Raw genomic sequence first — 25,414 nt, forward strand, 5'->3', positions numbered from 1 at the left:
CTACTCACATCCGGAGCAGCGTGGCCAGCACGGCATCCACGGCTAGGGCCATGCGACCAAAGTCCAACTTCTCAATGCTGTCGGTAGCGTGATGGTAGTTACGGTTGCGAAAAAAGGCCGTGTCGGTCAGCATCAGGGCTGAGTAGCCGAATTTCCAGTAATTCAGGTGGTCGGAGAAGTCGATGCCGGGCAGGGCGGCGGGTGCCTGAAAGCGGCGCACCGGCAGGCCCGCCACCCGCTTGTAGGTGCGGGCAAACGGTCGGCTGAAACCCCCGTTGCCAAATTTGCGCACCGTGGTAACGTAATTGCCGCGGCTGCCATAAACCAGCTTCAGCGGCCCGAAAGGGTAATGCTGCGAGCCGCGGCGGTCGTCGAAGTAGCCAAGCATTTCCAACGAAACCATGCCGCGCACCGGCACGCCGGCGTCGTACAGGGATTTGGCGTGCACGTAACTGCCCATGTGCCGGGTGCGGAAGTACGGCGGCTCTTCCAAGGTGTAGGCCACCAGCTCGATGCGCTGCTTTAGCCCGGCTTGCTGCTGACCCAGCAGGCGCGCCAGCTCCAGCAGGCTGGCCGTGCCGGAGCCGTTGTCATCGGCGCCAGGCTGCTCGCCGCACACGTCGTAGTGCGCCCCCACCACGATGCGCGGACCGTCGGCTGGGCCAAAGAAGCCGATGACGTTGCGGTAGGTCTGGCCGTTCACCACGTAGGGCTGCTCGCTGACCTGCGCCCCGGCAGCGCGTAGCTGCCGGCCGATATAGACGGCCACCGTGTCGAGCACGGCTACGTGCATGTGGTTACGCGGCTGGGGCGTGGTGACCAGGTAGGTAAGATGCTGACGCAGGCGCAGGGAGTCGGCTTCTGTCCTAGCACCAAATGCATTTGTGGCTGACAGCGTGCCAACAATGAATAGCAAGTGCAAAAATGATAAGTTTAAACCCATATGTTAATGATGTAATTCGTGAAGGTACTTGTCCGCCAATTATTGATTGGTCTCGCGCTTCTGTTGCCCCTACTGGCTTTGCAACTAATGCTGTTTCTCGGCTTTTTATTCATTTTCAGTGCGGGCTTGCTGACCTTAGGTATTCTATTACTACCGTTGCTGGCCTACATTTTCCCCAGGCTGCTGTTGCAGAAGCACCTATTAATGCTTATGGCTGTGTTTGGACTGGCCATTATTCTTCCTTTCGTATTCAACTTTTATCAAGGAAATGTGACGGAGCGGCGAGCCGCAGGGCTTATCCACCAATTAGAGCGGTACCGCACCCAGAATGGTCAATACCCAGATTCGTTAGCTCAACTTGTTCCGAACTACTTGCCAGCGGTACCAACCACATCTTATGGATTAGGCTGGCAGCCATTTTATTACGAGAACAACCCATACAACGCAGCTGATACGTCCAGTGGCTATCGACTGTGGTATGACGAAGGCCTGATGATGCAGGCTTTTTACTACAGCTCCACGGGTAAGTGGCATCACAACGACTAATTCCCCGCAAAGACAGAACTTCGGGCGTCAATTAGCTTTGCCCATGCTCACCCCTGCTCCTACCGCTGCATTCCGCACCATCACGCCTGGCACCCTCAAAGGCCCCGAGTGGCACCAGTTCATGCTCGGCGCCGTAGCCCCGCGGCCCATTGCCTTCGTCAGCACCATCGACCGCGAAGGCAACGTGAACCTGAGCCCGTTCTCGTTCTTCAACGTGTTCAGTTCCAACCCCGCCACGCTGATCTTCTCCCCCGCCAACCGCGTGCGCGACAACACGCAGAAGCACACGCTCTACAACGTGCGCGACGAGGTGCCGGAGTGCGTCATCAACATCTGCGACTACCCACTGGTGGAGCAAATGTCCCTAGCCTCCACGGAGTACGAACGCAGCGTCAACGAATTCAAGAAAGCCGGCCTCACGGAGTTGCAGTCCGACATGGTGCGCCCGCCCCGCGTGGCCGAGTGCCCGGTGTCGTTTGAGTGCGTAGTGGAGCAGGTCATTGCCATCGGCGACTCCAACGGCGGCGGCAACCTGGTGGTATGCCGCGTAGTGCAGTCGCACTTCCGAGAAGACATACTACTACCCGGCAACGGCGGCGTCGATCCGCACCGCTTCGATGCCGTGGCCCGCCTCGGCGGCGACTGGTACTCGCGCGTCATTCCCGAAAGCCTCTTCGAGGTACCAAAACCCAACCGTAACAAAGGCATCGGCATCGATCAGCTGCCCGAGCACATTCGCCACTCTGATATCCTGACCGGCAACAACCTCGGCCGCCTCGCCAACATCGAGCAGGAAGCCCTGCCCTCCGCCGGCGATGTGCAAGCCTTCCGCGAAGACCCGCTGGTAGCTTACACGCTCAACAAGTACCGCGACGACGCTGCCGAGCAACGGCAGCAGCTCGTGCTGCTGGGCAAGAAGGTTCTGGAAGAAGGCCGGCTGCTGGAAGCGTGGAAGGTGCTGCTGCTGGCGGCCGGGTAGCTACCGGCCCCGCACAACGGTATAGGGCACCTGCACGCGGAATGTGGTGTCCAGACCTTTGAACGGCAACCGGATCCGTCCTTCCCAGTTCAACTGCCGGCTGGCGGCCCCATTAAGCGCCGGCGCAGTAAACCTGACTCGCCCAAATCCAGCATCATCGACGCTGATGGGCTGGCCGTTGACCGTCATGGTCAGGTGGCCGGAGACGTCTATAGCGTGCGCCAGATGCACTTCAGCTTTGTACACTCCGCCTGGTGCTACGGTGCTGGCCTCGGCCGTTACGAACGGTTGCGGGGCCATGGACTGCAGAAATCCTTTTTCTGGTTTATCCGCTAACACGGTCAACGTATTGGCTTCCCGAAGCAGCGCATCGGCTTCCAGCTGCGACATGGAAGCGAGGACCGCTACCACCGGGGCATCGTCGAAATCAATCTTTGGAGCTGCAGGCGCAGTTTGGGCTTTTGGACCGGAGCTGCGTACTGGCGCTACTTGTTCCAGGAAACGAGCATGTTGCGCCAGCCGCCGCTGCAGCCGCTGGGCAGCTCCCTGCTCGCCGCTTTGCATCAGCGCAGCTACTTCACGGTGCTTTTCCAGGTGCTTGAAGCGAACCAGGTTGTCGGTGCGGCGCAGCAGTTGCTCCCGCAGCTCGTGCAGGTAGTCTACCAGGGCACGGGTACTATCATGCACGGCCTCGGCCTGACGCAGCACGGCTAGCTCCTCCGGCGGGTTGCGGTTTATTTCGACTTGCGCTTGAATCCCACTTATTGAAGCCGCGTTGTTTTTCAGCAGGGTGCTGTTGCTGGCCTGCAGGGTTTGATCGAGAAACAGGAGGCGGAGCAGTGGGGCCTCAGAAGCGCGCTGGCAAGCAGCAACCCCGAGCAGCACAGCAGCCAAAGCACCCAGCACAGCGAAACGGCGAGGCAACGGTAGTAATAACATGCGACGTGAGTTAGCGGAACGTATAGGCGGCCTAACGGTGTGCACAGAAGTGCCGGCTACGGCCGCTGAATAGTGTAAGGAACCTGCAACCGGTAAGTAGTATCCTGCCCCCGATAGCTCCCTTGAATAACCGCCTCCCAACTGGCTTTCCCTTGCGGCGCATCGGCCGGTACCTGGAACTCTACTTGGCCCCGCCCGTTGGGCCCTACCGGAATGGTCCGGCCGTTGGCCTGCATGCGCACGCCGAATACCTGAGGCTTGGCAGATGTCAGCACCAAAGCAGCCTCGTACGTTTCGCCCTCCTGCACGGTGGTAGACCGGGGCACGGCAGAGGCTCCGACTTTGTGAAAATACATGCCCCAGCTATGACTTAACTGTTCGTCCAGTTTCACCAGGGCTTGCTGCTCCGCTTGGCGAACTTGGGCCTCCTGCTGCGAAAGAACCACCAGCGCTTCGGCCACGGACGCTCCTTGAAAGTGAATCTCCCGAAAGGTTTGGCCGTAGAGGGCGTCGCCCACCACTTCGCGGATCCGTGGGTCGTGCTGGGCATCTGCGGCCAACACGCTCGGATACGCCGGGATAATTTGGTGAATGGCACTAGCAAAGCGGTTCAGGTGCTGCTGCAGCGTGTCGGCCGCGCCGCCCGGGCTGAGCAGCAGGTCCGCTACCGGTTGCGCCTCGGCACCCTGCTCGCCCGCCGAGCCTGCACCGGAGTGGAGCAAGTGCCGCCGCAACGCGTGCTGGTATTCCACTACGGCCCCGGCTTGCTGGTGAACAGCCTTGGCTTGGTTGAACACCGCGACTTCTTGGGACATGTGGCGGTTACGCTCCACGCCTTCCTGCATCATGGCCACCAAGGCCCGAGCCTTCTTTGCGCTGTGGCCGTTGAGCTTTAGCAAGGTGGCGTCGAGTTGTTGCCAGCGCTGCAGCTCCGCGTCCGAGGGCCCCGTTTGGCAGCCCGCCAGACCGCCGAGCCAGATGCCCAATGCACCGCGGAATATGAATCGTTTAGGGCTTGCAAGCATAGTATGCAGTCGGATTGCCGACCATAGGATATTGAATTATCGATTACAGCGGGCACTCCATTTCGTACAGTTCCAGCCCCATCGGTTCCCACCCACAGCGGCGCAGCAGCTCCTGCCCGGCACCGGGCGGCAACAGGCACGGCATGAGGATCAACTGACCAGCATATTTTGCTTCCAACGCCCGTACCATGCGGGTACCCCAGCCTTGCCGCAGTGCTGCCCTCGGCACGATGATACTCAGCAGTACCACTTTTTCCGCTTCGGGCCGCACCAGCGCGTAAGCATTCTGCCCCAGCCGCCAAGCCTTCACTACGGGCTCGGTGGTGGCTACCAGCGTTTCGCCGGCAATCATCCAAGGCAGGTCATTCTCGCCTTCCTGAATCACCAAACGGGCTACCGTCAGCGGATCTACTTCCACTAGCGAATCTGCAGCCTCTGGCGTCGCAGCTGTCGCCGGCCGGCTAAAGCCGCTCAGGGTGCGCGTGATGCCCAAGCCCAACCGTTCGTACAACCGGATGGCCTGCGGGTTGTTGGTGAATACTTCCAGCATCAGCAGCCGGTCGCCGCGGTGCCGGGCTTCGTCGATGGCGGTTTGCAGCATGGGCTTGCCGAGGCCCAGGCCGCGAGCATCAACTACCAGGCCCATAGCGGCCACGCGGCTGGTCCAGCCCCGCCGCGAGATAAACACCACCCCGGCCAACTCATCGCCACAGTACCAGAGCCGGCTGGCCACCGGGTCAAGATGCTCGCCGCGGAAGCGCCGCTCAAACGCCGGCACCTTAAACTGTAGCGGCACGATGTACTGCTCAAACGAGCGGTTCATGGCTTCGGTCACTTCCGCCGAGGTACAATCCAAGACCTGACGCGAGGAAAGTGTTTCAATAGAAAAGGGCATAGAAATCGAATTTGGCGCAACAGACGCGGAGCTACTTCAGGCGTTGCTTGAGCGTTTCCGACCGCTAAGTGTAAAAGACGATTGTGGGTACACCAGCACCGGTGCTCGTGTCGGGGCAGCGGTCAATTTAAATAAACGAGCGGTGCCACGACTGTAAGCCGTGGCACCGCTGCAATTGTCTACAACCTTAAGTTAAAAAGCTAAAAAACGGCTAAACCAGCCGAATCCAAAAACTCCGTGGTTTAGTTGCGCACCGCAATCATTAGCCCCAGCTCCTTGTAGCGCAGGTTAAACTTGCGGGCAATGGTGGAGTTGGTCAGCGAGCCTTTGTAGAGATACACGCCGGAACGGAAGTGCTCATCGGCAAACAACGCTTCGTTGATGCCGCCATGCTCGCTGATTTCCTGCAGGATAGGCGTGAAGATGTTGCTGAGCGCGTTGGTAGCCGTGCGCGGCACGCGCGAGGCAATGTTCGGCACGCAGTAATGAATCACGTCGTACTTGCGGAATACCGGCTTGGAGTGCGTGGTGATTTCGCTGGTCATGAAGCAGCCGCCCTGGTCGATGCTCACGTCGATGATGACCGAGCCCGGCGACATGGTGCTGACCACGTCCTCCGATACCATAAAGGGAATGCGGCCTTCCTCCGAGTTCAACGCCCCGATGACCACGTCGGCGCGGCGAATTTGCTGATTGAGCGTGAAGCCGTCGAAAGTGCTAGTATATAGCTGCGGAGCCCCCAGGTTTTGCTTCAGGCGGCGCAGCTTGTAGAGGTGGTTGTCAAACACCTTCACATCAGCCCCGAGGCCGATGGCGGCGCGGGCGGCGTACTCAGCCACCGTACCGGCACCCAGAATTACCACCTGGGAAGGCGGCACGCCCGTGATACCGCCCAATATGATGCCCTTGCCCTCGTTACCGCGGGCCAGGTATTCGGCCGCCACCAGCATCACGGTGGAGCCAGCTATTTCCGACATGGCACGCACCACCGGCTTGGCCCCCGAGGGGTCTTTGATCAGCTCAAAGGCAATGGCGTTGATTTTCCGGCGCTGCAGGGCCATCAGGTATTCTACCGACAACGAGCCCAGCTGCAGGGCCGACAGCAGCGTTTGGCCGGCGCGCAGGTATTCCATCTCCTCCAAGGTGGGCGGTGCAATCTTCAGCACCATATCGGCCTCGTACACCTCCTTGGCGGTGTACACGATGCTGGCCCCGGCTTCGGAGTAATCGTGGTCAGAGTACTTGCTGGGTTCCCCGGCGCCGCTTTCCAGCACGATTTCGTGGCCTTCGTTGACGAGGTGCTTTACCGCTTCGGGCGTGAGGCCCAGGCGGTTTTCCTGCAACGAGGTTTCGCGGGGCAGCCCAATGAACAGCTTGCGGCGGCGCGTTTCAACGGCCAGCATAGATTCCTGGGGCACGTAGGCACGGCCCGGGGCCGTGAGCGACGTAAAGCCGGGTGGGAGCTGTTCGGGCATTACTAAGGGGGCGGAAGCTGCGTTTGGTGGAGGGTGGTGGTCGGGTAGCTTAAGCCGATTCGCGCTGCACCTGCACCCGGCGCGACTCGGGCCCGGTAACCTCCACGGTCACGAGCAGCCGGTCGGGCGGCAGCAGCGGCCCGATTCGGCTCGGCCACTCTATCAGGCAAAGATAGCCAGAATCGAAGTACTCCTGCGCCCCAATTCGCACAGCCTCATCCACGGAGTCGATGCGGTAGAAATCAAAGTGGTACACCGGGCGGTGGCGGGCGTCGCGGTACTCATTGACGAGCGAGAACGTGGGGCTGCTTACGCCGTCGGCTACACCCAGGGCGGCGCACAGGGCGCGGATTAGGGTGGTTTTGCCGGCGCCCATCTCCCCTTCCAGCAGCACTGTAGGGCAGTTTTCGGCTTCGATGGCAGCGCGCAGCTGCACGGCGGCGGCTGGCAGGGCGCTCAGATCAGGAATGTCGATGGTAACGGGTGACATTTTCATCGGCGCAATATTAAGCAGCACGGCATTGTCCCGACCGTCTGGACGTCTTCGGCGCGCCCACCTTTAAGCCGTGGCATGGAAAAGTGGTTTATGATTCTGTTAGGAATAGTCAATGTGGCCGGCTTCTTTGTTGCGTTGGGGTGCGTTATCATCGTCGACGTGCTGTACCTAGGTACCCAGGAAGCCTTGGCGCAGACGCTACGCGAGGGAGCATGGGCCTACGCCCTACTGCGCATGAGCATCGGGGAGCTGTGCATCCTGGCATGGGCGGGTGGCTTGCATATGCTCACTGTAGCCCTGAATAGGCTGCTACGCGGCCGGCAGTATCCTCGGCCGGGGTTTTTCTGGCCCTCGCCACTCCTGCTTACCCTGGCTAATCTGCTGCTGGTCGGCTTAATCTACCTAACCTGACTCAGTCGCCCTGCCCATGTATCAGGCACAGGTAACAACCCGACTATTGCGGTTGGTTGCCCAAGAGGCTAACGTCTGCCGCCTATCTTGCGGCGGCGCGGCCCGGCCGGGGCCGCTGCGTCTGTTACCGCTGAACCATCGTTTCCATGAACGTTTCCAAAATGGCCGGCAGCCTGATCGGCTCCGAAATCATCAAAATCGGCAACGAAGTCAACGACATGATCCGAAAGGGGGAGCAAATCTGCAACCTCACCATCGGCGACTTCGACCCCAGCATCTTCCCCATCCCAGCCGAGCTGCAGGCCGGCATCACGGAAGCCTATCAGGCCGGCAATACCAATTACCCGCCTGCCAACGGCGTGCTGGAGCTGCGCCAGAGCGCCAGCCAGTTTCTGGAAAGCCGCCTCGGCCTGAACTATTCGCCCAACGACCTGCTGGTGGCCGGCGGCTCGCGCCCGCTCATCTACGCCACTTACATGGCCCTGATCGACCCCGGCGACAAGGTGGTGTTTCCGGTGCCTTCGTGGAACAACAACCACTACTGCCACCTCTCCGGCGCCGAGCCGGTGATGGTGGAGACGACGCCCGAGCACAACTTCATGCCCACGGCCGCCGACGTGGCTCCGCACCTGCCGGGCGCCACGCTGCTGGCCCTTTGCTCGCCGCTGAACCCCACGGGCACTATGTTCGCCAAGGCCGATCTGGAAGAAATCTGCGACCTGGTCATTGCCGAGAACAAGCGCCGCGGACCCGAGGAAAAGCCGCTGTACATCATGTACGACCAGATTTACTGGCTGCTGACCTTCGGCGACACCCACCACTACGACCCGGTGAACCTGCGCCCCGAGCTGCGCGACTACGTCATCTACATCGACGGCATTTCGAAAGCCTTTGCCGCTACCGGCGTGCGCGTGGGCTACGCCTTTGGCCCGAGCCCCATCATCGATAAGATGAAGGCCATTCTGGGCCACATCGGCGCTTGGGCACCCAAGGCCGAACAAGTGGCCACCGCGCATTACCTGCCCCAGCAGCAGGTAGTGGATGGTTTCGTAGCCGATTTTCGCCAGAACATTCAGCAGAGTCTCGACGCGCTGTACCACGGCCTGAAAGACCTGCAGCAGCAGGGCTACCCCGTGGATGCCATCGTGCCCATGGGCGCTATTTACCTCACCATCAGGCTCGATGTACTAGGCAAAACCACGCCCGCCGGGCAGGTCCTCAGCTCCACCAAGGAGCTTACCTCTTATCTCATCAGTGAAGCGCGGCTGGCGCTGGTGCCCTTCAGCGCTTTCGGCACGGAGGGAACGGCGCCCTGGTTCCGGGCCTCGGTAGGTGGTGCTTCCTTAGAATCTATTCAGGCAGCGTTGCCGCGCCTGCAAGCGGCGCTGGACGCACTTGTGTAGCAATGATGATGTAATGAGCCCGACAGTACGGGCTGCACGAAAAGTTATGCTTCGCCGCCGGCCTCCCCAGGGTCGGCGGCTTTTTTATGGGCGTCGCGGCGCTGAGCCAGTACTTCGTCGATGCGGGTATCGATGTACAGCTGCTCCACTTTTTCGCGTGCCCAGGGCATGCGGCGCAGAAAGTTAAGGCTGCTTTTGATGGTGGGGTTGTTGGCGAAGCAGTTGATACGGATCAGGCGGTCCAGCTCCTGCCAGCCGTAGTGCTGCACGAGGTACTCCAGAATCTGCGTGAGCTTGACGCCGTGCAGTTCGCGGATGAGGTGGCCGTTTTCGTCGCGGACTTCGTCGGGGTGGGCGGGCATGGTAAGCAAAGGCTAGGAATCTTCAAAAGTAACGCTTCAGAGCCAAGCGAGCGGGTCTGGTGTCTGCTTGCTACTGCCCTTCCGGCGAAAAAGATGCTTCTCCTTGCTCCAGGTCCACAACTGTGCAGCCTGCTTACCCTCATGTCCGGATCTGCACGCATTCTTAAGCATTTCCGAACACGGTGTCCGCATTCGGACAAAGTCCTAAAGACCACAATCCCACGTCTTTACATTAAAATATTATAAATCAACCAATTACAAAGTTGGCATATGACTTGGCGATACACACATGACCACAGGGCACCACGCTTCAAAAGCGGACACCTCGCCCCGGCCTTCTCTACACATGCCAACTTCTCTCTCAACCCCAGCCCGTCCTACTTCAGCTATGAAACCAGCTCTATCACTCCCCTCCTTGCCCAGCTTCCGCCGCGGCGCTTGGGTACTGCTCCCCGCCCTGCTCGTCGGCAGCCTGGCGCAGGCCCAGAACCCCGTCGGCGTGAGCGGCTCGGTGCGTACCGATGCCGGCTCCGGCATTGACTACGCCACCGTCACGCTGCACCGCGCCCAGGACTCGACCGTGGTCAAGACCGAGTTCAGCGACGAGCAGGGCGGCTTCCAGTTTGCGCCCACCGCCAACGGCCGCTACCTCGTCTCGGCTTCGCAACTGGGCTTCGTGCGCCAGTGGTCCAAACCGTTTGAAGTGGCTGGGGCCAGCGTGGCCTTGCCTGCCCTCACACTACCCACCAGCGCGGCCACTCAGCTGAAGGAAGTACAAGTGACCGGCACCCGCCCCATCTTTGAACGCGAAGCCGACCGCACCATCGTGAACGTGGAGGGCTCGACGCTAGCCGCCGGCAACACCTCGCTCGACGTGATTTCCCGCTCGCCCGGCATTACCGTGGATGCCAACGACAACCTTTCCCTGCGCGGCCGGCAGGGCCTGCTGGTGCTCATCGACGGCCGCCGGGTGCCCATGACGGGCACCGAGCTATCGGACTACCTGCGCGCCCTACCCGCCGAGCAGGTTAAGAATATTGAGTTGATAACTAACCCGCCCGCTAAGTATGACGCGGCCGGCTCGGCGGGCATTATTGCCATCAACTTGAAGAAGGACCAAAAGCTGGGCACCAACGGCGGCCTGAACCTTAGCTACGGCCGCGGCCAGTACGGGCGCTTCACCGGCGGCCTAAACCTGAACCACCGCCGCCAAAACCTGAACGTGTTCGGCTCCTACAACTACTCGGAGCGCGGCGGCTTCGTGCGGCTCGACATCAACCGCGAGTTTTTCCAACCCGGCGACGAGAGCCGTCCGCTCATCAGCCTCACCGACCTCCGCAACCGCCAGCAAAGCCAGAGCAACTCGCATACCTGGAAAGTGGGCGCCGACTACAACCTGGGTCAGAACACGGTGCTGGGCGCCGTGGTCAGCGGCGTGGCCGCAGGCTTTGACCTCGACGGCACCAACGGCACCACTTTCCGCCGCCCCGTGACGCTCCAGACCGACAGCGTGTATTCTACCGCCAGCACCTTCAAAGCGAAGTCGCCGAACATGGGCGCCAACCTGAACCTTCGCCACACGCTGCCGAATCAGGAAGCCGGCAACCGCGAGTTCAGTGCCGATTTCGACGTGGCCCGCTACGACCAGAGCCGCTTGCAGGACCTGAATTTTGCCTACCAAGGCACTGCCAATCCAATGACCCGTCTCGACGGCGACCAAAACGGCCAGCTGACTATTACGGCCCTGAAGGCCGACTACACTCACCCCCTCAGCAAAACGCTGCGGGCCGAAGCCGGCGCCAAAGCCAGCTGGGTGGCTTCCGACAACGACGTGGTGTTTCACCGCACCTTCGACGCCCGCCGCTTCTACGACGTGGAGCGCTCCAACCGCTTCCGCTACGACGAGAACATTTACGCCGGCTACGTGAGCCTGAGCCAGAAACTGCCGAAGTGGAACCTGCAGGCCGGCTTACGCGGTGAGCAAACCCAGGCCGTAGGCAAGCAGGACGTGGTGCAGCCCGACCGTCCTTCCAGCTTTAAGCGAAACTACTTCCAGCTGTTCCCGAGCGCCTCAGCCAAGCACAGCTTCTCCGACCACAACGAAACCAGCGTGTCGCTGAGCCGCCGCATCGACCGGCCTTCGTACAACCAGCTGAACCCTTTCCGCGGCTACGCCGACGCCACCACCTACCAGGAGGGCAATACCAACCTGCTGCCCCAAACCAGCTACAACCTGGAGCTGACGCACACCTACCGCCAGAAATACAGCCTGGGCGTAAGCTACAGCCATACCGCCGACCCCATCGTGAATACGGTGCAGCCCGAGTCGGCCACGAGCCGCAACGTGGTGGCCACCATCCAGAACCTGCGCAGCCAGGAGTATTACGCCGTCACGTTCACGGCGCCCATGGAGCCTATCAAGGGTTGGCAGATCTACAACAACGCGGTGCTCTTCTACCGCCACTTCACCGGCAACGTGGCCGGCACCAGCCTCAACAGCGGCCGCGCCGCCTTCAATGTGAGCAGTAACAGCACCTACGGTTTCGGCAAGGGCTGGACCGTGGAGCTGAACGCCCGCTACCAGTCGGCGGAGCAGTATGGCTTCTTCGATCTGCGACCCCGCGGCGCGGTGGCCCTGGGCCTGCAAAAGAGCCTCTGGGATAAGAAGGCCACGGTGAAGCTGAATGCTTCCGATATATTCTACACCAGCGTCACCAATGCCCGCTCCACTTACCAGAATTACCAGGAGCGGTTCTACCAAGCCCAGGACAGCCGCGCCGTAACACTCTCCTTCAACTACCGCTTCGGCAACGATAAAGTAGCCGCTGCCAAGCGCCGCCAAGGCGGGGCCGAGGACGAAAAGCGCCGCGCCGATTAATTCGCCAATAACTACAAGGCAGCCTCCCGCTCAACGGGAGGCTGCCTTGTTTTCAATATGATGCACGAAGTTTTTTTCGTTAAATGCAACTTCTATGATATGTCATAGTCTTTGCTTTACTCCCTGATTGCCATGCTCTCCACCGTCATTTTCTATTCGCTCGACAAAGCCATCCGGAGCTACCGGCGCTTTGCGCAAGCCAACATCGACCGCGCCGGTGTACCCATCACCATCGACCAGTGGTTGGTACTGCGCGTGATTCTGGAAAATGACGACCTGACCCAGCACGAAATAGCCGAGCGCGTCTTTAAAGACCAGGCTTCGGTGGCGCGCATTATCGCGCTGCTCACCAAGCAGGAACTGCTCTCGGCCGAGCCCCTGCCCCAAGACGGGCGCCGCACCCAAATGCGCGTGACCGAAGAAGGCCAGCGCATTCTGGACGCCGTGCAACCAGTGGTGCTCAGCAACCGCGCCACCGCGCTAGATGGCATTTCGGAAACGGAGCTAGGCCTGCTGCGCAAACTCCTGGACCAGATTACGACCAACTGCTCCTCAGCACTTTAAACAAAATATTACCAATGCCAACACACCATTACGAAACACTTCGTACGTTTACTACGAAACAATTCGTACTAATCAACTCTCTCTCAGCCTACGCCTAGCAATGTTATGAAACCTGCCCTACCCCGTTCTTCCTGGAGGCCATGTATGGCCCTACTGCTCCTTACCAGCCTCACGGCTTACCGCACCGCCAGCGCCCAAGGCCCTGCAAGCGTAAATGGTAGCGTGCGCACGGCCGCGGGAGCGGCCATTGACTACGCTACCGTCACCCTGCACCGCGCCCAGGACTCGACCGTGGTCAAAACCGAGTTCAGCGACGAGAGGGGCAACTATAAGTTTGAGCCTGCCGCCGACGGGCAGTACCTGGTATCGGCCTCGCAGCTTGGCTACGTGCGCCAGTGGTCCAAGCCCTTCGAGGTGGCAGGTGCCGCCGTGGCCTTGCCTGCCCTCACGCTGCCCACCAGTGCCGCCACTCAGCTGAAGGAAGTGAAAGTCACAGCTACCCGGCCGCAGTTCGAGCGCCTCGCCGACCGTACCGTGGTGAACGTGGAGGGCAGTCCCTTGTCGGCTGGCAATACCTCCCTGGATGTGCTCAGCCGCTCACCCGGCGTCACCATCGATGGCAACGACAACCTGGCTCTGCGCGGCCGGCAGGGCCTGCTGGTGCTCATCGACGGCAAGCGCCAGCCCATGACAGGCGCGGAACTGGCCGACTACCTACGAGGTTTGCCGGCCGATCAGGTCAAAAACATCGAGCTGATTACCAACCCGCCCGCCAAGTATGATGCGCAGGGCGGCGCGGGCATCATTGCCATCAACCTGAAAAAGGACCAGAAGCTGGGCACCAACGGCTCGGTAAATGCCAGCCTGGGCTACGGGCGCTTTCACAAGTGGACATCGGGCCTGAACCTGAACCACCGGCGCAAAAAGGTGAACTACTTCGGTACCTATACTTTTGCCGACCGCCGCAACTGGAGTGCCCTGACCATCAACCGGGACTTTTACAGTTACCCCGATGGCAACAAAACCCTGGATGCAAAGTCTTTTCAGGACAATTACAACGTCGGTCACGGCCGCTCGCACAGCTGGAAAATTGGGGCCGACTACAACCTGACCGAACGCACCGTGCTGGGCTTCGTGGCCAATGGGTTGGCGCTGCGCACCGACAGCGAAGGCAGCAACTTCTCGGAGCTGTACAAGGCGAAGGACCCTACGCCGGGCATCACCCCGCAGGACAGCCTCGTGCGCCGCTCCATTTCCGACAACCTGCGCGACGGCAACTTGCCCAACTACTCCGGCAACCTCAACTTCCGCCACACCTTCAAAGACTCGCTGGGCATGCACGAGCTGTCGGCCGACGCCGATTACGCCCGCTACGACTCGCGCCGCTCGCAGCTGCTCGATACGCGCTTCTTCGTCCCGGCAGGCTTTGCCGACCGGCGCCCCAACAATCAGAAAAGCTTGCTGACCATTCAGTCCGTGAAGGCCGATTACACGCGCCCGCTCACCAAAACGCGCCGCCTGGAAGCCGGCGGCAAAATCAGCTGGGTGCTGGCCGACAACGACCTCGTGTTTTTGCGCCCTGCTGTGCCCGGCAACGTGGACGTGCTGGAACTCGACCCCGGTCTGTCCAACCGCTTCCGGTACGATGAGAACATTATGGCCGGCTACGTAAGCCTGAACCAGACCCTGCCCAAAGGCAGCCTGCAGCTAGGCCTGCGCGGCGAGCAAACCAACGCCGTGGGGCGGCCACAGAACGACTCCCTGAACTTCGACCGCCACTACTTTCAGCTGTTTCCGAGCGCGGCCCTGAAGCACACGTTTTCGCCCAAACACGAAGTAGCCGTGTCGCTGAGCCGCCGCATCGACCGGCCTTCGTACGGGCAACTTAATCCGTTCAAAAGTTTTATCGACCCCGTAACCTACGGCGCCGGCAACCCGGATTTGCTGCCCCAAACCAGCTACAACCTGGAGCTGACCCACACCTTCAAGCAGAAATACAGCCTGGGCCTGAGCTACGCCATTACTTCCGACCCCATCGTGGGCACGGTGCAGCCCGAGTCGGCCAACAGCCGCTTCGTGGTGTCGACCACGCAGAACCTGACCCGCCAGTACAACTACGGCCTGACGCTCACCGCCCCGGTAGAAGTGGCTAAATGGTGGACGATGTACAACAACGCCGTGGTGTACTACAATCGTTTTCAGGGCGAACTAGTTGGCACCCGCCTCAACGCGGGCCAGGCTGCCTTCAACCTGAGCAGCAACAGCACCTTCACTCTCGGCAAGGACTGGAAAGCCGACCTGAACGGCACCTACCGCTCCACGGAGCGCTACGCCTTCTTCCTCTCGCAGCCGCAGGGACAGATTTCGGTAGGCATCCAGAAGGGCCTCTGGAAAAACAAAGCCACCGTGAAGCTCAACGCTACCGACATCTTCTTCACGGACAAAACCCGCGCTACCGTCAACTTCGACAACTACACGGAACGCTTCTTCCAGCGCCGCGAGTCGCGCGTGGTCACGCTCTCGCTGAACTACCGCTTCGGCAACGACAAGGTGGCCCAGAGCAAGCGCCGCCAAGGTGGTGCCGAAGACGAAAAACGGCGGGCCGGTGGCAGCTAACCGGCTATTTTGTCGGAGCTGAATTGTTCAGCCTGTGGCAGCATTCGTATAGAACCCCGTACCAGAGTGGTAGCCCAATGGCTCCGTCGGTACGGGGTTCTTGTTTTACTCAGTTACGTCCGTCACGCCTATGCTACGCTACTTCTGCTCCCGTCTTTTTTTCCTGGCCGTGCTTAGCTCCAGCGCCCTTGCCCCGGCTGTGGGTCAGCAGTCCTCGGTACAAGCCTCCCCACCTATTTCAGAGTTCAGCGCCTCAGACTCCGGTGTGGAGGCGCTTGGCTTGACCAGCAGTGTACAGCCGGTGGTGTTCTACAACGGGGTGCTGCTGCAGCCTGACACTTATACGGCCCTGCAGCCCGCCGATATTCTGCGCACGAAAACAATCAGCGGCACCCGGCTGCACAAAAAGCTTGGCGCTACGGTATCGGAAGTTTTGTTCATCAAGGGCAGCAGTGAGCGAGTACTCCGGCTGATGGTTGAGTATTTGGAATCCGGGCCGTCGGCGGCCATATCAGTCGAGACTTTATTTGATTATGAAACGGCCTTTTATGCCAACACCACACCGGAGTACCGCGCCAAGCTGGTGAAACACTTATATCGACAACACGAACTCAACCTTCGCAAGCAGCGGAACCGGGGTTGACCCGGCTTGAATCTCTTAATTTAGCAAATTCGAGAACGGTGTAACGAGTGTAGAGACACCTACTTGTGTGTCATCGTTGAACGACAACCCCCAAACGGCGCGGACGGCAAGACGCAAGTAGGCTTATCTACACCGTTCAGGAATCCGCTATAGATAGAGCACCTTGCGTAAAGCTTGGCCTGTTCAAGACCTGCAACCTAAATACTTGAGGACCACGAAACACACGTTGCGGGTCAGTGCAAAAGAGCTTGTCAATTTCAAGGCTAGGCACACTGAATAAACCCTCAAGTTTGACAACTACACCATGCGGCCCTCCCAGCACCGCGAGCAAGCACCAACCTACTATAGCCTCATTACCAGTCCAATGGATATATGTATTGCGAACGTGTGGAATACTTATATCTTCAGCATCTAGTTATCATACTTGCACCTTAAACAACTTTATCCTGTGGCCCCGCTGATCATCAAATCCTCTACAGCCCTAATTTGGCTGTGCACCCTACCGATGGCTGCCAACGCACAGGAGACTCCTCAGGCGACGCAGCAAGCCACACTGGCTCAACGGCCAGACACGGTGAAGCCCGCAGCTATCCGCATTCGTTGCGCGCCCAGCGTTTTGCCGGGTGCCGGCCCGCTCTACCTAGTGAATGGATTGCCCGCCTCCGACGAGCAAATCAAGATCCTCAACCCGGATGGCATTCTGAAAATCGATGTACTGAAGGGCGAACAGGCAACGGCGCTGTACGGCAGCCGGGCGGTAAACGGGGCGATTCTGATTACGACCAGAACGAAGCCCCTGCCCCAGCTCCAAAAACCCGCTCCTTAAGTGCTTGGTCGGCTTCGCTTGTTGCCCACTTATTTAGCTGACCATGAAACGCCAGCACTCCACTTGCCACGAGTTGTAGGTACCAACCTACAACTCGCATGCACCAACCCAAGAAGCGCTGGGCCTGGACGACCCGGCAACACGGCCGCATCCGGCTTTATCAAAGCTGGACTTATCGGCTGAACCAACCTTCCAAGCCACTGACCCGCCAACTATGGGGCCAGCACCGAATGCAAACTCGTCAGGCCTTGCACCTGCTGCTCCGCGGCTCGGACGAAACGGAGGTTTGCTTCCCGTACCATCACAAGCACTACGGGCATTGGCTTTGTGACTAACAAAAAGAGGCACCTGCGCAGGTGCCTCTTTTTGTTTGCCCAACTGCGGGCTTGGCGAGGTTAAGTCTTCCTATCCAGAGGAAACAGACAGCACCAAGGTGCTGCCGGTTCGGATTGTTACGCCCCCTTAGGGCTCAGCGTGATGTAGGGGATGATGCACTCCTCCAAGGAAATGCCACCGTGCTGGAAGGTATCCTTGTAGAAGTTCACGTAGTAGTTGTAGTTGTTGGGGTAAGCGAAGAAGTAGTCTCCGAGCGTGAATACGTACGCCGTCGACACGTTTTCCCGGGGCAGGAAGATGCGTTCTGGCTTGCGCACCACGTACACGTCGCGCGTCTCGTCGAAGCCCAGGTTTTTGCCGTGCTTGTAGCGCAAGTTGGTGTTGGTGTTCCGGTCGCCTACGATTTTGTAGGGGCGCTTGCAGCGGATGGTGCCGTGGTCGGTGGTGATGATGAGCTTGCCCTTCTTGTCGGCAATCTGCTGCAACATCTCGTACAGCGGCGAGTGCAGGAACCACGAGCGGGTGATGCTACGGTACGCCGATTCGTCGGCGGCCAGTTCCCGGATCATGGCCATGTCGGTGCGGGCGTGCGAAAGCATGTCCACGAAGTTGTAGACGATGACGTTCAGCTTGTAGTTGTTGTGCAGGTTGGCCATTTTGCCCAGCAAGTCCTTGCCGGCTTGCAGGTTGGTCACCTTGTTGTAGCTGAACTTGTGCTTCTGATTGGCCTTCTGGAACATGATTTCCATGAACTCGGCCTCGTGCAGGTTCTTGCCTTCGTCGTCGTCGTCCCACACCCACAGGTTGGGGTACTTTTTCTGGATTTCGCCGGGCATCATGCCCGAGAAGATGGCGTTACGGGCGTACGCCGTGGTGGTGGGCAGGATGCTGTAGTACATCTCCTCCTGGTCCACCGTGAACATATCCGCAATGATGGGCTCCAGCACCTTCCATTGGTCGTAGCGCAGGTTGTCGATGAGCACGAAATACACGGGCTGGTCGCCGGTTTCCTTCAACAGCGGAAATACCCGCTCCTTAAACAGCTGGTGCGACATCAGCGGCGCGTCGTCATCGTCGCCGTTTACCCAGTCCTCGTAGTTCTCGGTGATAAAGCGGCCGAAGTACGTGTTGGCCTCGTCCTTCTGCATGTTGAAGACGTCGGCCATGCTCTTGCCTTCCGTCTCGTTGATTTCCAGCTCCCAGTACACCAGCTTCTTGTACACATCGGCCCACTCGGCGGGCGAGAGGCGGTCGGACAGCTGCATGCCCAGCTGGCGGAAGTCGCGCTGGTACGAGCTGTTGGTTTTTTCCGACACCAGGCGGTTGTAATCCAGCACCTTCTTCACCGACAACAGGATCTGGTTGGGATTCACCGGCTTGATGAGGTAATCGGCAATCTTGGAGCCGATGGCCTCTTCCATGATGTGCTCCTCCTCGCTCTTGGTAATCATGACCACCGGAACTGTGGGGCGCGAGGCCTTGATTTCGGTGAGCGTTTCGAGACCCGTCAGGCCGGGCATGTTTTCGTCCAAGAATACGAGGTCGTAGTTCTTGTCCTGAATTTCCTCGATGGCATCGGCGCCGGAGTTTACGCCCGTCACGTCGTAGCCACGCTCTTTTAGGAAAAGAATGTGCGGTTTAAGCAGGTCAATTTCGTCGTCGGCCCAAAGGATACTGTAACGTTGCATGAAGTTGTTTTCGAATGGAGGTAAGGTGACCAGGGGCCACGTGCGGCGGTAAAAGCAAAGCGCTCAGAACGCTCTACGCTGCGCAACCTAACGTATCGGAGCGTATTTATGATACAGCCCCAACCCGTAGGCAGGCTATTGCTTCAAGCATAGGTAACCCCAAACCATACCCTATGGTTGCATTAGCAAAAATCTATATGCTGACGATCAGCGGAATTGCCTGCCGCATCGACTTTACCAGACGTATGAATTTGCCTAGGGCTTTTTCAAGACCAACCAAAAAATCGTTCTGGTAAGCCTGATTTGTGCTGCCACCGAGTCGACATGCTTTCCGTACGAGTGATTCGCGGTACTTTTCGGCCGCCAAACCCTCGCCAAGCACCCCTTGAACAAGAAAAAAATACTGAACGACCCGGTTTACGGGTTCGTGAGCGTCCCGACCGATCTGATTTTTGACTTGATCGAACACCGCTACTTCCAGCGGCTGCGGCGCATCAAGCAGCTCGGCCTGACAGATTTTGTGTACCCCGGGGCCTTGCACACGCGCTTTCACCACGCGCTCGGTGCCATGCACCTCATGTCGCTGGCACTGCGCACCCTCAAGGACAAGGGCGTGCGCATCACGGCGCAGGAAGGCGAGGCGGCCCAAATTGCCATTCTGCTGCACGACGTGGGCCACGGGCCCCTCTCCCACGCCCTAGAGCATGCCTTGTTTGAGGACGTACCGCACGAGCAGATTTCCCTGCACCTGATGGAGTTGCTTAACGCGGAGTTTGGCGGCCGCCTGCAGCTGGCCATCGATATTTTCCAGGGCTCTTATCCGCGGCCATTTTTTCACCAGCTGGTCAGCAGCCAACTCGACATGGACCGGCTCGACTACCTCAACCGCGACTCCTTCTACTCCGGCGTGAAGGAAGGCCAGCCCGGCGCCGACCGCCTTATCAAGATGCTCACCGTATCGAACGACGAGCGGCTGGTGCTGGAGGAGAAGGCCGTGTACAGCATTGAGAATTTCTTGGTAAGCCGCCGCGTGATGTACTGGCAGGTGTACATGCACAAGGCCGTGACGTCGGCCGAGCAAATGGTTATCCGCATCATGGAGCGGGCCCGCGACCTGGCCCGCAGCGGCGTACCCGTACCGGCCTCACCCGAGTTGGGCTATTTTCTCACCAACCCGGTGCGCATGCTCGATTTTGAGCATGACCCCTCTATCATTCAGCGCTTCGTTCGCTTAGACGACGTAGACATATGGGCTGCCGTAAAAGTCTGGGCCACCCACCCCGATTTTGTGCTGTCGTTCTTGGCGCATAGCCTGCTGGAGCGCCACTTGTTCAAGATTACACTGGCCTCGGAGCCTTTCGACGAGGATTTTCGCCTCGGCATAGTAGAGCTGATAGCTGAGCATTTCAACTTGCCGTCCGCAGAAGCGACGCATTTAATGATTGAAGGCCGCATCAGCAACAACGCCTACGATACCGGTGGCGACAGCATCAACGTCCTAACCAAGCGCGGCCACGTCATCGATGTGGCCGAAGCTTCGGACCTTCCCAACATTCGCTCCTTAAGCAAGCGGGTAGAGAAGTATTACGTCTGCTATCCAAAGGAAATCGTGTAGCTAAGTAGCTTGTAACGGTTGTTTATTCTTCTCACCCAAAGGGCCTCATTAAAGTAGGTAAGAGCTTTTTACCCGCCTCCGGCGGCTACTGCACTTTCCCTGGCCGCGGTGGCGGGACAACGGACAACTGATTTTTGCTCTACTTTTGCCGCCTATGGAATTTACGGTAGGCCAGATTGCGGGCGTATTGAACGGCACGGTAGAAGGTGACTCTGCCCTGCGCGTCGACCGGCTGGCAAAAATCGAAGAAGCCCGCGCTGGCGCCGTGGCCTTTTTGGCCAACTCCAAGTACGAGCCCCACCTCTACACCACCCAGGCATCGGCCGTCATCATCAGCCGCACGCTGGAGCTGAAGCAGCCCGTACAGGCCGCCCTCATCCGCGTCGACGATCCGTACCTGGGCTTCACCACGCTGCTGGAATTTTACCAGCAGTTTACCCGCACCGGTAAGCGCGGCGTAGAGCAGCCCTCCTTCGTAGGCCAAGGCTCTGAAGTAGGCGACGACGGCTACCGCGGTGCTTTTTCCTACGTGGGCGAAAACTGCCAGATCGGGCGCGGCGTGCTGATTTTTCCGCATGCCACCATCGGCGACCGATGCCGCATCGGCGAGGGCTCCATCATCTACGCCGGAGCCAGAATTTATGCCGATACCGTGATTGGGGCGCGTTGTGTCATTCACGCCGGCGCCGTCATCGGGTCCGATGGTTTCGGCTTTGCGCCGCAGCCGGATGGCTCTTACCGCGCCATTCCGCAGATCGGCAATGTGGTGCTGGAAGACAATGTGAGCATCGGAGCCAACAGCACCATCGACTGCGCCACGATGGGCTCGACGGTTATTCGGGAAGGCACCAAGATTGACAACCTAGTGCAGATAGCCCACAACGTAGAAATAGGTCGCCACACCGTTGTGGCCGCGCAAACGGGCATTTCCGGCTCCACCAAAGTCGGCGACTTTTGCGTGCTGGCTGGTCAGGCAGGCCTGGCTGGTCACCTCACCCTCGCCAATCGCACCACCGTTACGGCTCAGTCGGGCGTGGGCAAATCCATCAAGGAAGAAGGGCAGCTGTTGCAGGGCTCCCCGGCTTTTAACCTGCGCGACAGCCTGCGCGCGAATGCCGTTTTTCGACGTCTGCCCGACTTGGAAAGGCGCTTGTTTGACTTGGAGCGGGGCCGCAACACGTCAGACGCGGCAGAAAAGTCATAGCTTTGCGCGCCGATTGTTGTCCGTTATCGGTTGTCAGTTACTCCTCTTTGAGGTTCGTTGCTGGCAACTCTTGGCTGACAACGGACAACTCAGAACATGTTCGATAAACAGCATACGATTAAGGCCCCGGTTACCGTAAGCGGCGTGGGGCTGCATACGGGCGTGCAGGCCACCATGACCTTCTGCCCGGCCCCAGCCAACCACGGCTACAAGTTTCAGCGCATCGATCTGGAAGGCCAGCCCACCGTCGATGCCGACGTGGACTACGTAGTGGACCTTTCGCGCGGCACCACCATCGAGCAGAACGGAGCCCGCGTGCATACGGTGGAGCACACCTTGGCAGCGCTGGTAGGCCTGCAAATCGACAACGTGCTGATTCAACTCGACGGCCCCGAGCCCCCCATCATGGATGGCTCGTCGCTGCCCTTCGTGGAGGCGCTGCAGGAAGTAGGCCTGGAAGAGCAGAACGCCCTGCGCAACTACTTCGAGATTCCCGACGAAATCCGCTTCGTGGACAATGCCCGCGGCGTGGAAATAGCGGCCCTGCCACTCAACGATTACCGCGTGACGGTAATGGTGGATTACAACTCCCCCGTTCTCGGCTCGCAGCATGCTTCGCTGACCAACATTGAACAGTTTGCGGAGGAAATTGCTGCTTCGCGCACTTTCTGCTTTCTGCACGAGTTGGAGGCCCTTTACAAGTCTAACCTGATCAAGGGCGGCGACCTCAGCAACGCCATCGTGGTGGTCGACCGCGTGGTGAGTGAGGAAGAGTTGGGCGACCTGGCCACCATGCTGGGCAAGCCCAAAGTGGCCGTGAAGAAGGAGGGCATTCTGAATAATGTGGACCTGCGCCATAAAAACGAGCCCGCCCGCCACAAGCTGCTCGACGTGATAGGTGACTTGGCCTTGGTAGGCCGCCCCCTGAAAGGCCAGATCCTGGCCGCTCGCCCCGGCCATGCCGCCAACGTGGCCTTCGCCAAGAAGATTAAAAAGAAAATGATGGAGGTAGATTCCTCCCCGGTTCCGCAGTACGACCCCTCGCGGCCGCCGGTGATGGACGTCAACCAGATTGCCCAGATTCTGCCCCACCGTTACCCTTTCCTGCTCATCGACAAGATTATTCACCTTGACGGCACCACGGTGACGGGCGTGAAGAACGTGACGATGAACGAAGAGTTTTTCAACGGCCACTTCCCCGGCAACCCCATTATGCCGGGGGTGCTGCAGATTGAGGCTATGGCCCAAACGGGCGGAATTCTGGTCCTGAACACGGTACCTGACCCCGAAAACTACCTGACCTTATTTCTCGGCATCGAGAACTGTCGGTTTAGGAAGAAGGTTATTCCCGGTGACACAGTCATTTTCAAGTGCCAGCTTCTTTCACCGGTAAAGCGCGGAATTGCTAAAATGCGCGGCCAAGCCTTTGTCAACGGCAAAGTGGTTATGGAAGCCGAAATGAGCGCTGCCATCGTACGCAAAGACGCTTAGCGTCAATTAATAATTGAGAGTTAAAGATTAAAAATGGCCCGGTTTCAGCTTCTCGCTCCGGCTACTGCCTCATTTTTAATTTTTGATTGTTAATTCTTCATTGAAAGAATGACCCAGCCGCTCGCCTACATCCATCCCGAAGCCAAGATTGCGCAGAACGTGGTCGTGGAACCCTTCACTACCATCGCGCAAGACGTGGAAATTGGGGAGGGAACGTGGATCGGCCCGAACGTGACCATCATGTCGGGCGCCCGTATCGGCAAAAACTGCAAGGTATTTCCGGGGGCAGTGATTGCCGCCATGCCGCAGGACCTCAAGTATGCCGGGGAGAAAACCACGGTGCATATCGGCGACAACACCGTAATTCGCGAATGCGTGACCGTAAACCGCGGCACCATCGACCGGCTCCGGACCGTCATCGGGGCCAATTGCCTGCTCATGGCTTATGTGCACGTGGCGCACGACTGCCAGATCGGCGACAACTGCATTCTGGCCAACGCCGTGCAGCTGGCTGGCCACGTTGAAATCGGTGACTATGCCATAGTAGGCGGCACTTCTGCCGTGCACCAGTTTGTGCGCGTGGGGCCCCATGCGATGGTATCGGGAGGCTCGCTGGTGCGCAAGGATGTACCGCCGTTTGTGAAGGCCGGCCGCGAGCCGCTTTCCTACGCGGGCATCAACTCCGTGGGCCTGCGCCGCCGGGGCTTCTCCGATGAGAAAATCCTGCAGATTCAGCAGTGCTACCGCTTCCTGTTCCTAAACGGGCTGAACAACAACACGGCGCTGGATCAGATTGAACTGGAATTGCCCCCGAGCCCGGAGCGCGACGAAGTAGTGAACTTTGTACGCAATTCCGGCCGGGGTATCATCAAGGGTTACTCGCGCAACGGCAGCAGTGCAGATTGAAGCCCTCGGGCTGGGCAAACGCTTCGGCCGTGACTGGATTTTCCGGGAGCTGACCCATACCTTCCTCCCGGGCACGGCTACGGCTCTGCTGGGGCCAAACGGCGCCGGAAAGAGCACGCTCCTGCAGGTGCTGGCAGCCTACAATCTGCCGTCGGCTGGGGAGCTGCGCTTCCGCCTGCAAGGCCGTGACATCCGAGCCGACGATGTGGCCCGGCATCTTTCGCTCTGCGCTCCTTACCTGGAGCTCATAGAGGAGCTGACGCTGACGGAGCTATTGCACTTTCACACGCGTTTTCGCCCGTTGCGGGCGGGCCTCACGGCCCCGCAGCTTATCGAGCTGCTGCAGCTACCACACGCGCGCCACAAACTGCTACGCGACTTTTCGTCCGGCATGAAGCAGCGCGTAAAGCTTGGTTTGGCGCTGTATGCCGATGCTCCCCTGCTTTTGCTGGACGAGCCCACTACCAATCTTGACCGCGCCGGCATCAGTTGGTACCACGAGCACGTAGCGGCCACCACGTCGGGCCGGCTGGTGCTCGTCAGCTCCAATGTGGAAGAAGAATATGCCTTCTGCCAGCACCGCCTGCAGGTCACCGATTACGCCTCGCGCCGCTAACGAAACCGCCTTTACGCTGCAACAGCCCAGAAATCCTGCTTATCTTAGAGAGTAGACCGAGAACATGTTTTGCCCCTTTCCGGCTTTGCTCCAACCGCTTTCCTAGAACTACCGTAACCCGAACTTCTCAGCCTGCGTTTCCCGGCTGATTTGCCGCCGCTCCCCTACTTTATCCCGCACAACCCCCTCATTCACCTCTCCCATGAGAAGCTACGACGACCTCGACGACGACCTGTTCGATGAAGACGACGAGCTGGATAGCTCGCTAAGCAGCACCCGTCCTCCCAAAGGCGGCCGCAAAGGAGCTTCTTCGGAAGACTCACTAGCCACCAAGTACGCCGACTACCTGATGTGGCGCGATACGGGCTCGTCGCACGACGAAGCACTGGACCTTGCTAGTATGACCGAAGACGAATTCGCCACGGCCGAAGCGGAAGAAGACCCGGAAAGCTCTAGTCGCTTTGGTGGCTTCGGCGACGATGACGAAGTTGACGAACTGGACGACGACGACAGCTACGAAGCCCAGCGCCGGAGCCGGCGCGGTGGCCGCGACTATG

24 protein-coding genes are annotated in these 25,414 nt (G+C 59.3%); 16 read left to right on the forward strand and 8 right to left on the reverse strand.

Annotated elements, in window-relative coordinates; all coding sequences use genetic code 11:
* Nucleotides 1–4: 4 nt before the first annotated feature.
* Nucleotides 5–916, reverse strand: coding sequence for a M28 family peptidase (locus AC5FXY_RS19475; protein WP_493558387.1), 912 nt, complete (start codon nucleotides 914–916; stop codon nucleotides 5–7).
* A 114-nt stretch (nucleotides 917–1,030) separates the two neighbouring features.
* Between AC5FXY_RS19475 and AC5FXY_RS19480 the strand changes: the two genes are divergently transcribed.
* Complete coding sequence (locus AC5FXY_RS19480; RefSeq protein WP_493558388.1) at nucleotides 1,031–1,489, forward strand: hypothetical protein; 459 nt, start codon at nucleotides 1,031–1,033, stop codon at nucleotides 1,487–1,489.
* Nucleotides 1,490–1,532: 43 nt separating this feature from the next.
* A complete protein-coding gene (locus tag AC5FXY_RS19485; RefSeq protein ID WP_493558389.1) occupies nucleotides 1,533–2,468 on the forward strand; it encodes a flavin reductase family protein in 936 nt (311 codons plus the stop codon).
* On the opposite strand, the gene AC5FXY_RS19490 is transcribed toward AC5FXY_RS19485, so the two are convergent.
* From AC5FXY_RS19490 to tsaE, 5 genes are all read right to left on the reverse strand, one after another.
* Nucleotides 2,469–3,407, reverse strand: coding sequence for a hypothetical protein (locus tag AC5FXY_RS19490; protein WP_493558390.1), 939 nt, complete (start codon nucleotides 3,405–3,407; stop codon nucleotides 2,469–2,471).
* 56 nt (nucleotides 3,408–3,463) lie between these two features.
* Nucleotides 3,464–4,432 (reverse strand): hypothetical protein, encoded by a 969-nt coding sequence (locus tag AC5FXY_RS19495; RefSeq protein WP_493558391.1) that lies wholly within the window; start codon nucleotides 4,430–4,432, stop codon nucleotides 3,464–3,466.
* Nucleotides 4,433–4,475: 43 nt separating this feature from the next.
* Nucleotides 4,476–5,327 carry a GNAT family N-acetyltransferase gene (locus AC5FXY_RS19500; RefSeq protein ID WP_493558392.1) on the reverse strand — a complete coding sequence of 284 codons (852 nt, stop codon included), beginning with the start codon at nucleotides 5,325–5,327 and terminating at the stop codon, nucleotides 4,476–4,478.
* Between the two features lie 242 nt (nucleotides 5,328–5,569).
* Entirely contained in the window at nucleotides 5,570–6,802 is a 1,233-nt protein-coding gene (locus tag AC5FXY_RS19505; protein ID WP_493558393.1) for an alanine dehydrogenase, read from the reverse strand.
* A 49-nt stretch (nucleotides 6,803–6,851) separates the two neighbouring features.
* Nucleotides 6,852–7,292: a tRNA (adenosine(37)-N6)-threonylcarbamoyltransferase complex ATPase subunit type 1 TsaE gene (gene tsaE / locus AC5FXY_RS19510; protein ID WP_493558394.1), complete on the reverse strand. Its 441-nt coding sequence runs from the start codon at nucleotides 7,290–7,292 to the stop codon at nucleotides 6,852–6,854.
* 81 nt (nucleotides 7,293–7,373) lie between these two features.
* Here tsaE and AC5FXY_RS19515 point away from each other — a divergent pair, with 81 nt between their 5' ends.
* Nucleotides 7,374–7,709: a hypothetical protein gene (locus AC5FXY_RS19515; RefSeq protein WP_493558395.1), complete on the forward strand. Its 336-nt coding sequence runs from the start codon at nucleotides 7,374–7,376 to the stop codon at nucleotides 7,707–7,709.
* A 146-nt stretch (nucleotides 7,710–7,855) separates the two neighbouring features.
* The gene (locus AC5FXY_RS19520) at nucleotides 7,856–9,112 is read left to right on the forward strand and encodes a pyridoxal phosphate-dependent aminotransferase (protein ID WP_493558396.1); all 1,257 of its coding nucleotides are present in this window, start codon (nucleotides 7,856–7,858) and stop codon (nucleotides 9,110–9,112) included.
* A gap of 44 nt (nucleotides 9,113–9,156) precedes the next feature.
* On the opposite strand, the gene AC5FXY_RS19525 is transcribed toward AC5FXY_RS19520, so the two are convergent.
* Nucleotides 9,157–9,474, reverse strand: a complete 318-nt coding sequence (locus AC5FXY_RS19525) for a VF530 family protein (protein WP_493558397.1) — start codon at nucleotides 9,472–9,474, stop codon at nucleotides 9,157–9,159.
* Between the two features lie 388 nt (nucleotides 9,475–9,862).
* On the opposite strand from AC5FXY_RS19525, the gene AC5FXY_RS19530 reads away from it, so the two are divergent.
* From AC5FXY_RS19530 to AC5FXY_RS19555, 6 genes are all read left to right on the forward strand, one after another.
* On the forward strand, nucleotides 9,863–12,352 hold the full coding sequence (locus AC5FXY_RS19530) for an outer membrane beta-barrel protein (RefSeq protein ID WP_493558398.1): 2,490 nt from the start codon (nucleotides 9,863–9,865) through the stop codon (nucleotides 12,350–12,352).
* Between the two features lie 132 nt (nucleotides 12,353–12,484).
* A complete protein-coding gene (locus tag AC5FXY_RS19535; protein ID WP_493558399.1) occupies nucleotides 12,485–12,916 on the forward strand; it encodes a MarR family winged helix-turn-helix transcriptional regulator in 432 nt (143 codons plus the stop codon).
* A gap of 144 nt (nucleotides 12,917–13,060) precedes the next feature.
* Nucleotides 13,061–15,532, forward strand: a complete 2,472-nt coding sequence (locus AC5FXY_RS19540) for a TonB-dependent receptor domain-containing protein (RefSeq protein WP_493558400.1) — start codon at nucleotides 13,061–13,063, stop codon at nucleotides 15,530–15,532.
* A gap of 130 nt (nucleotides 15,533–15,662) precedes the next feature.
* Nucleotides 15,663–16,175 (forward strand): hypothetical protein, encoded by a 513-nt coding sequence (locus AC5FXY_RS19545; RefSeq protein ID WP_493558401.1) that lies wholly within the window; start codon nucleotides 15,663–15,665, stop codon nucleotides 16,173–16,175.
* A gap of 505 nt (nucleotides 16,176–16,680) precedes the next feature.
* Nucleotides 16,681–17,001 (forward strand): TonB-dependent receptor plug domain-containing protein, encoded by a 321-nt coding sequence (locus AC5FXY_RS19550; protein ID WP_493558402.1) that lies wholly within the window; start codon nucleotides 16,681–16,683, stop codon nucleotides 16,999–17,001.
* A gap of 98 nt (nucleotides 17,002–17,099) precedes the next feature.
* On the forward strand, nucleotides 17,100–17,336 hold the full coding sequence (locus tag AC5FXY_RS19555; protein ID WP_493558403.1) for a hypothetical protein: 237 nt from the start codon (nucleotides 17,100–17,102) through the stop codon (nucleotides 17,334–17,336).
* 117 nt (nucleotides 17,337–17,453) lie between these two features.
* Here AC5FXY_RS19555 and porX read toward each other — a convergent pair whose 3' ends face one another.
* Nucleotides 17,454–19,025, reverse strand: a complete 1,572-nt coding sequence (gene porX / locus AC5FXY_RS19560) for a T9SS response regulator signal transducer PorX (protein ID WP_493558404.1) — start codon at nucleotides 19,023–19,025, stop codon at nucleotides 17,454–17,456.
* A gap of 385 nt (nucleotides 19,026–19,410) precedes the next feature.
* Here porX and AC5FXY_RS19565 point away from each other — a divergent pair, with 385 nt between their 5' ends.
* The 6 genes from AC5FXY_RS19565 to AC5FXY_RS19590 all read left to right on the forward strand — a co-directional run.
* Nucleotides 19,411–20,640: an HD domain-containing protein gene (locus AC5FXY_RS19565; protein ID WP_493558405.1), complete on the forward strand. Its 1,230-nt coding sequence runs from the start codon at nucleotides 19,411–19,413 to the stop codon at nucleotides 20,638–20,640.
* A 154-nt stretch (nucleotides 20,641–20,794) separates the two neighbouring features.
* Nucleotides 20,795–21,844 carry a UDP-3-O-(3-hydroxymyristoyl)glucosamine N-acyltransferase gene (gene lpxD, locus AC5FXY_RS19570; protein WP_493558406.1) on the forward strand — a complete coding sequence of 350 codons (1,050 nt, stop codon included), beginning with the start codon at nucleotides 20,795–20,797 and terminating at the stop codon, nucleotides 21,842–21,844.
* 96 nt (nucleotides 21,845–21,940) lie between these two features.
* Nucleotides 21,941–23,335 carry a bifunctional UDP-3-O-[3-hydroxymyristoyl] N-acetylglucosamine deacetylase/3-hydroxyacyl-ACP dehydratase gene (locus tag AC5FXY_RS19575; RefSeq protein WP_493558407.1) on the forward strand — a complete coding sequence of 465 codons (1,395 nt, stop codon included), beginning with the start codon at nucleotides 21,941–21,943 and terminating at the stop codon, nucleotides 23,333–23,335.
* A 108-nt stretch (nucleotides 23,336–23,443) separates the two neighbouring features.
* Nucleotides 23,444–24,241 carry an acyl-ACP--UDP-N-acetylglucosamine O-acyltransferase gene (gene lpxA / locus AC5FXY_RS19580; RefSeq protein ID WP_493558408.1) on the forward strand — a complete coding sequence of 266 codons (798 nt, stop codon included), beginning with the start codon at nucleotides 23,444–23,446 and terminating at the stop codon, nucleotides 24,239–24,241.
* On the forward strand, nucleotides 24,231–24,857 hold the full coding sequence (locus tag AC5FXY_RS19585) for an ABC transporter ATP-binding protein (protein WP_493558409.1): 627 nt from the start codon (nucleotides 24,231–24,233) through the stop codon (nucleotides 24,855–24,857). The genes lpxA and AC5FXY_RS19585 overlap by 11 nt, the downstream gene beginning before the upstream one ends.
* Nucleotides 24,858–25,059: 202 nt before the next feature.
* Nucleotides 25,060–25,414: hypothetical protein (locus AC5FXY_RS19590; protein ID WP_493558410.1), on the forward strand; the 355-nt coding region annotated here is incomplete at its 3' end.

The organism is Hymenobacter sp. FMD4 (genome assembly GCF_058932745.1).

Bases quoted from the DNA above. Each gene is read 5' to 3' on its own strand.
- porX (WP_493558404.1), bottom strand. From the start codon at position 19,025: ATGCAACGTTACAGTATCCTTTGGGCCGACGACGAAATTGACCTGCTT.
- AC5FXY_RS19505 (WP_493558393.1), bottom strand. From the start codon at position 6,802: ATGCCCGAACAGCTCCCACCCGGCTTTACGTCGCTCACGGCCCCGGGC.
- AC5FXY_RS19530 (WP_493558398.1), top strand. From the start codon at position 9,863: ATGAAACCAGCTCTATCACTCCCCTCCTTGCCCAGCTTCCGCCGCGGC.
- AC5FXY_RS19490 (WP_493558390.1), bottom strand. From the start codon at position 3,407: ATGTTATTACTACCGTTGCCTCGCCGTTTCGCTGTGCTGGGTGCTTTG.
- AC5FXY_RS19500 (WP_493558392.1), bottom strand. From the start codon at position 5,327: ATGCCCTTTTCTATTGAAACACTTTCCTCGCGTCAGGTCTTGGATTGT.
- AC5FXY_RS19485 (WP_493558389.1), top strand. From the start codon at position 1,533: ATGCTCACCCCTGCTCCTACCGCTGCATTCCGCACCATCACGCCTGGC.
- AC5FXY_RS19540 (WP_493558400.1), top strand. From the start codon at position 13,061: ATGGCCCTACTGCTCCTTACCAGCCTCACGGCTTACCGCACCGCCAGC.
- tsaE (WP_493558394.1), bottom strand. From the start codon at position 7,292: ATGTCACCCGTTACCATCGACATTCCTGATCTGAGCGCCCTGCCAGCC.
- AC5FXY_RS19515 (WP_493558395.1), top strand. From the start codon at position 7,374: ATGGAAAAGTGGTTTATGATTCTGTTAGGAATAGTCAATGTGGCCGGC.
- AC5FXY_RS19525 (WP_493558397.1), bottom strand. From the start codon at position 9,474: ATGCCCGCCCACCCCGACGAAGTCCGCGACGAAAACGGCCACCTCATC.
- AC5FXY_RS19575 (WP_493558407.1), top strand. From the start codon at position 21,941: ATGTTCGATAAACAGCATACGATTAAGGCCCCGGTTACCGTAAGCGGC.
- lpxA (WP_493558408.1), top strand. From the start codon at position 23,444: ATGACCCAGCCGCTCGCCTACATCCATCCCGAAGCCAAGATTGCGCAG.
- AC5FXY_RS19550 (WP_493558402.1), top strand. From the start codon at position 16,681: ATGGCTGCCAACGCACAGGAGACTCCTCAGGCGACGCAGCAAGCCACA.
- AC5FXY_RS19520 (WP_493558396.1), top strand. From the start codon at position 7,856: ATGAACGTTTCCAAAATGGCCGGCAGCCTGATCGGCTCCGAAATCATC.
- AC5FXY_RS19535 (WP_493558399.1), top strand. From the start codon at position 12,485: ATGCTCTCCACCGTCATTTTCTATTCGCTCGACAAAGCCATCCGGAGC.
- AC5FXY_RS19545 (WP_493558401.1), top strand. From the start codon at position 15,663: ATGCTACGCTACTTCTGCTCCCGTCTTTTTTTCCTGGCCGTGCTTAGC.
- AC5FXY_RS19480 (WP_493558388.1), top strand. From the start codon at position 1,031: ATGCTGTTTCTCGGCTTTTTATTCATTTTCAGTGCGGGCTTGCTGACC.
- AC5FXY_RS19495 (WP_493558391.1), bottom strand. From the start codon at position 4,432: ATGCTTGCAAGCCCTAAACGATTCATATTCCGCGGTGCATTGGGCATC.
- lpxD (WP_493558406.1), top strand. From the start codon at position 20,795: ATGGAATTTACGGTAGGCCAGATTGCGGGCGTATTGAACGGCACGGTA.
- AC5FXY_RS19555 (WP_493558403.1), top strand. From the start codon at position 17,100: ATGCACCAACCCAAGAAGCGCTGGGCCTGGACGACCCGGCAACACGGC.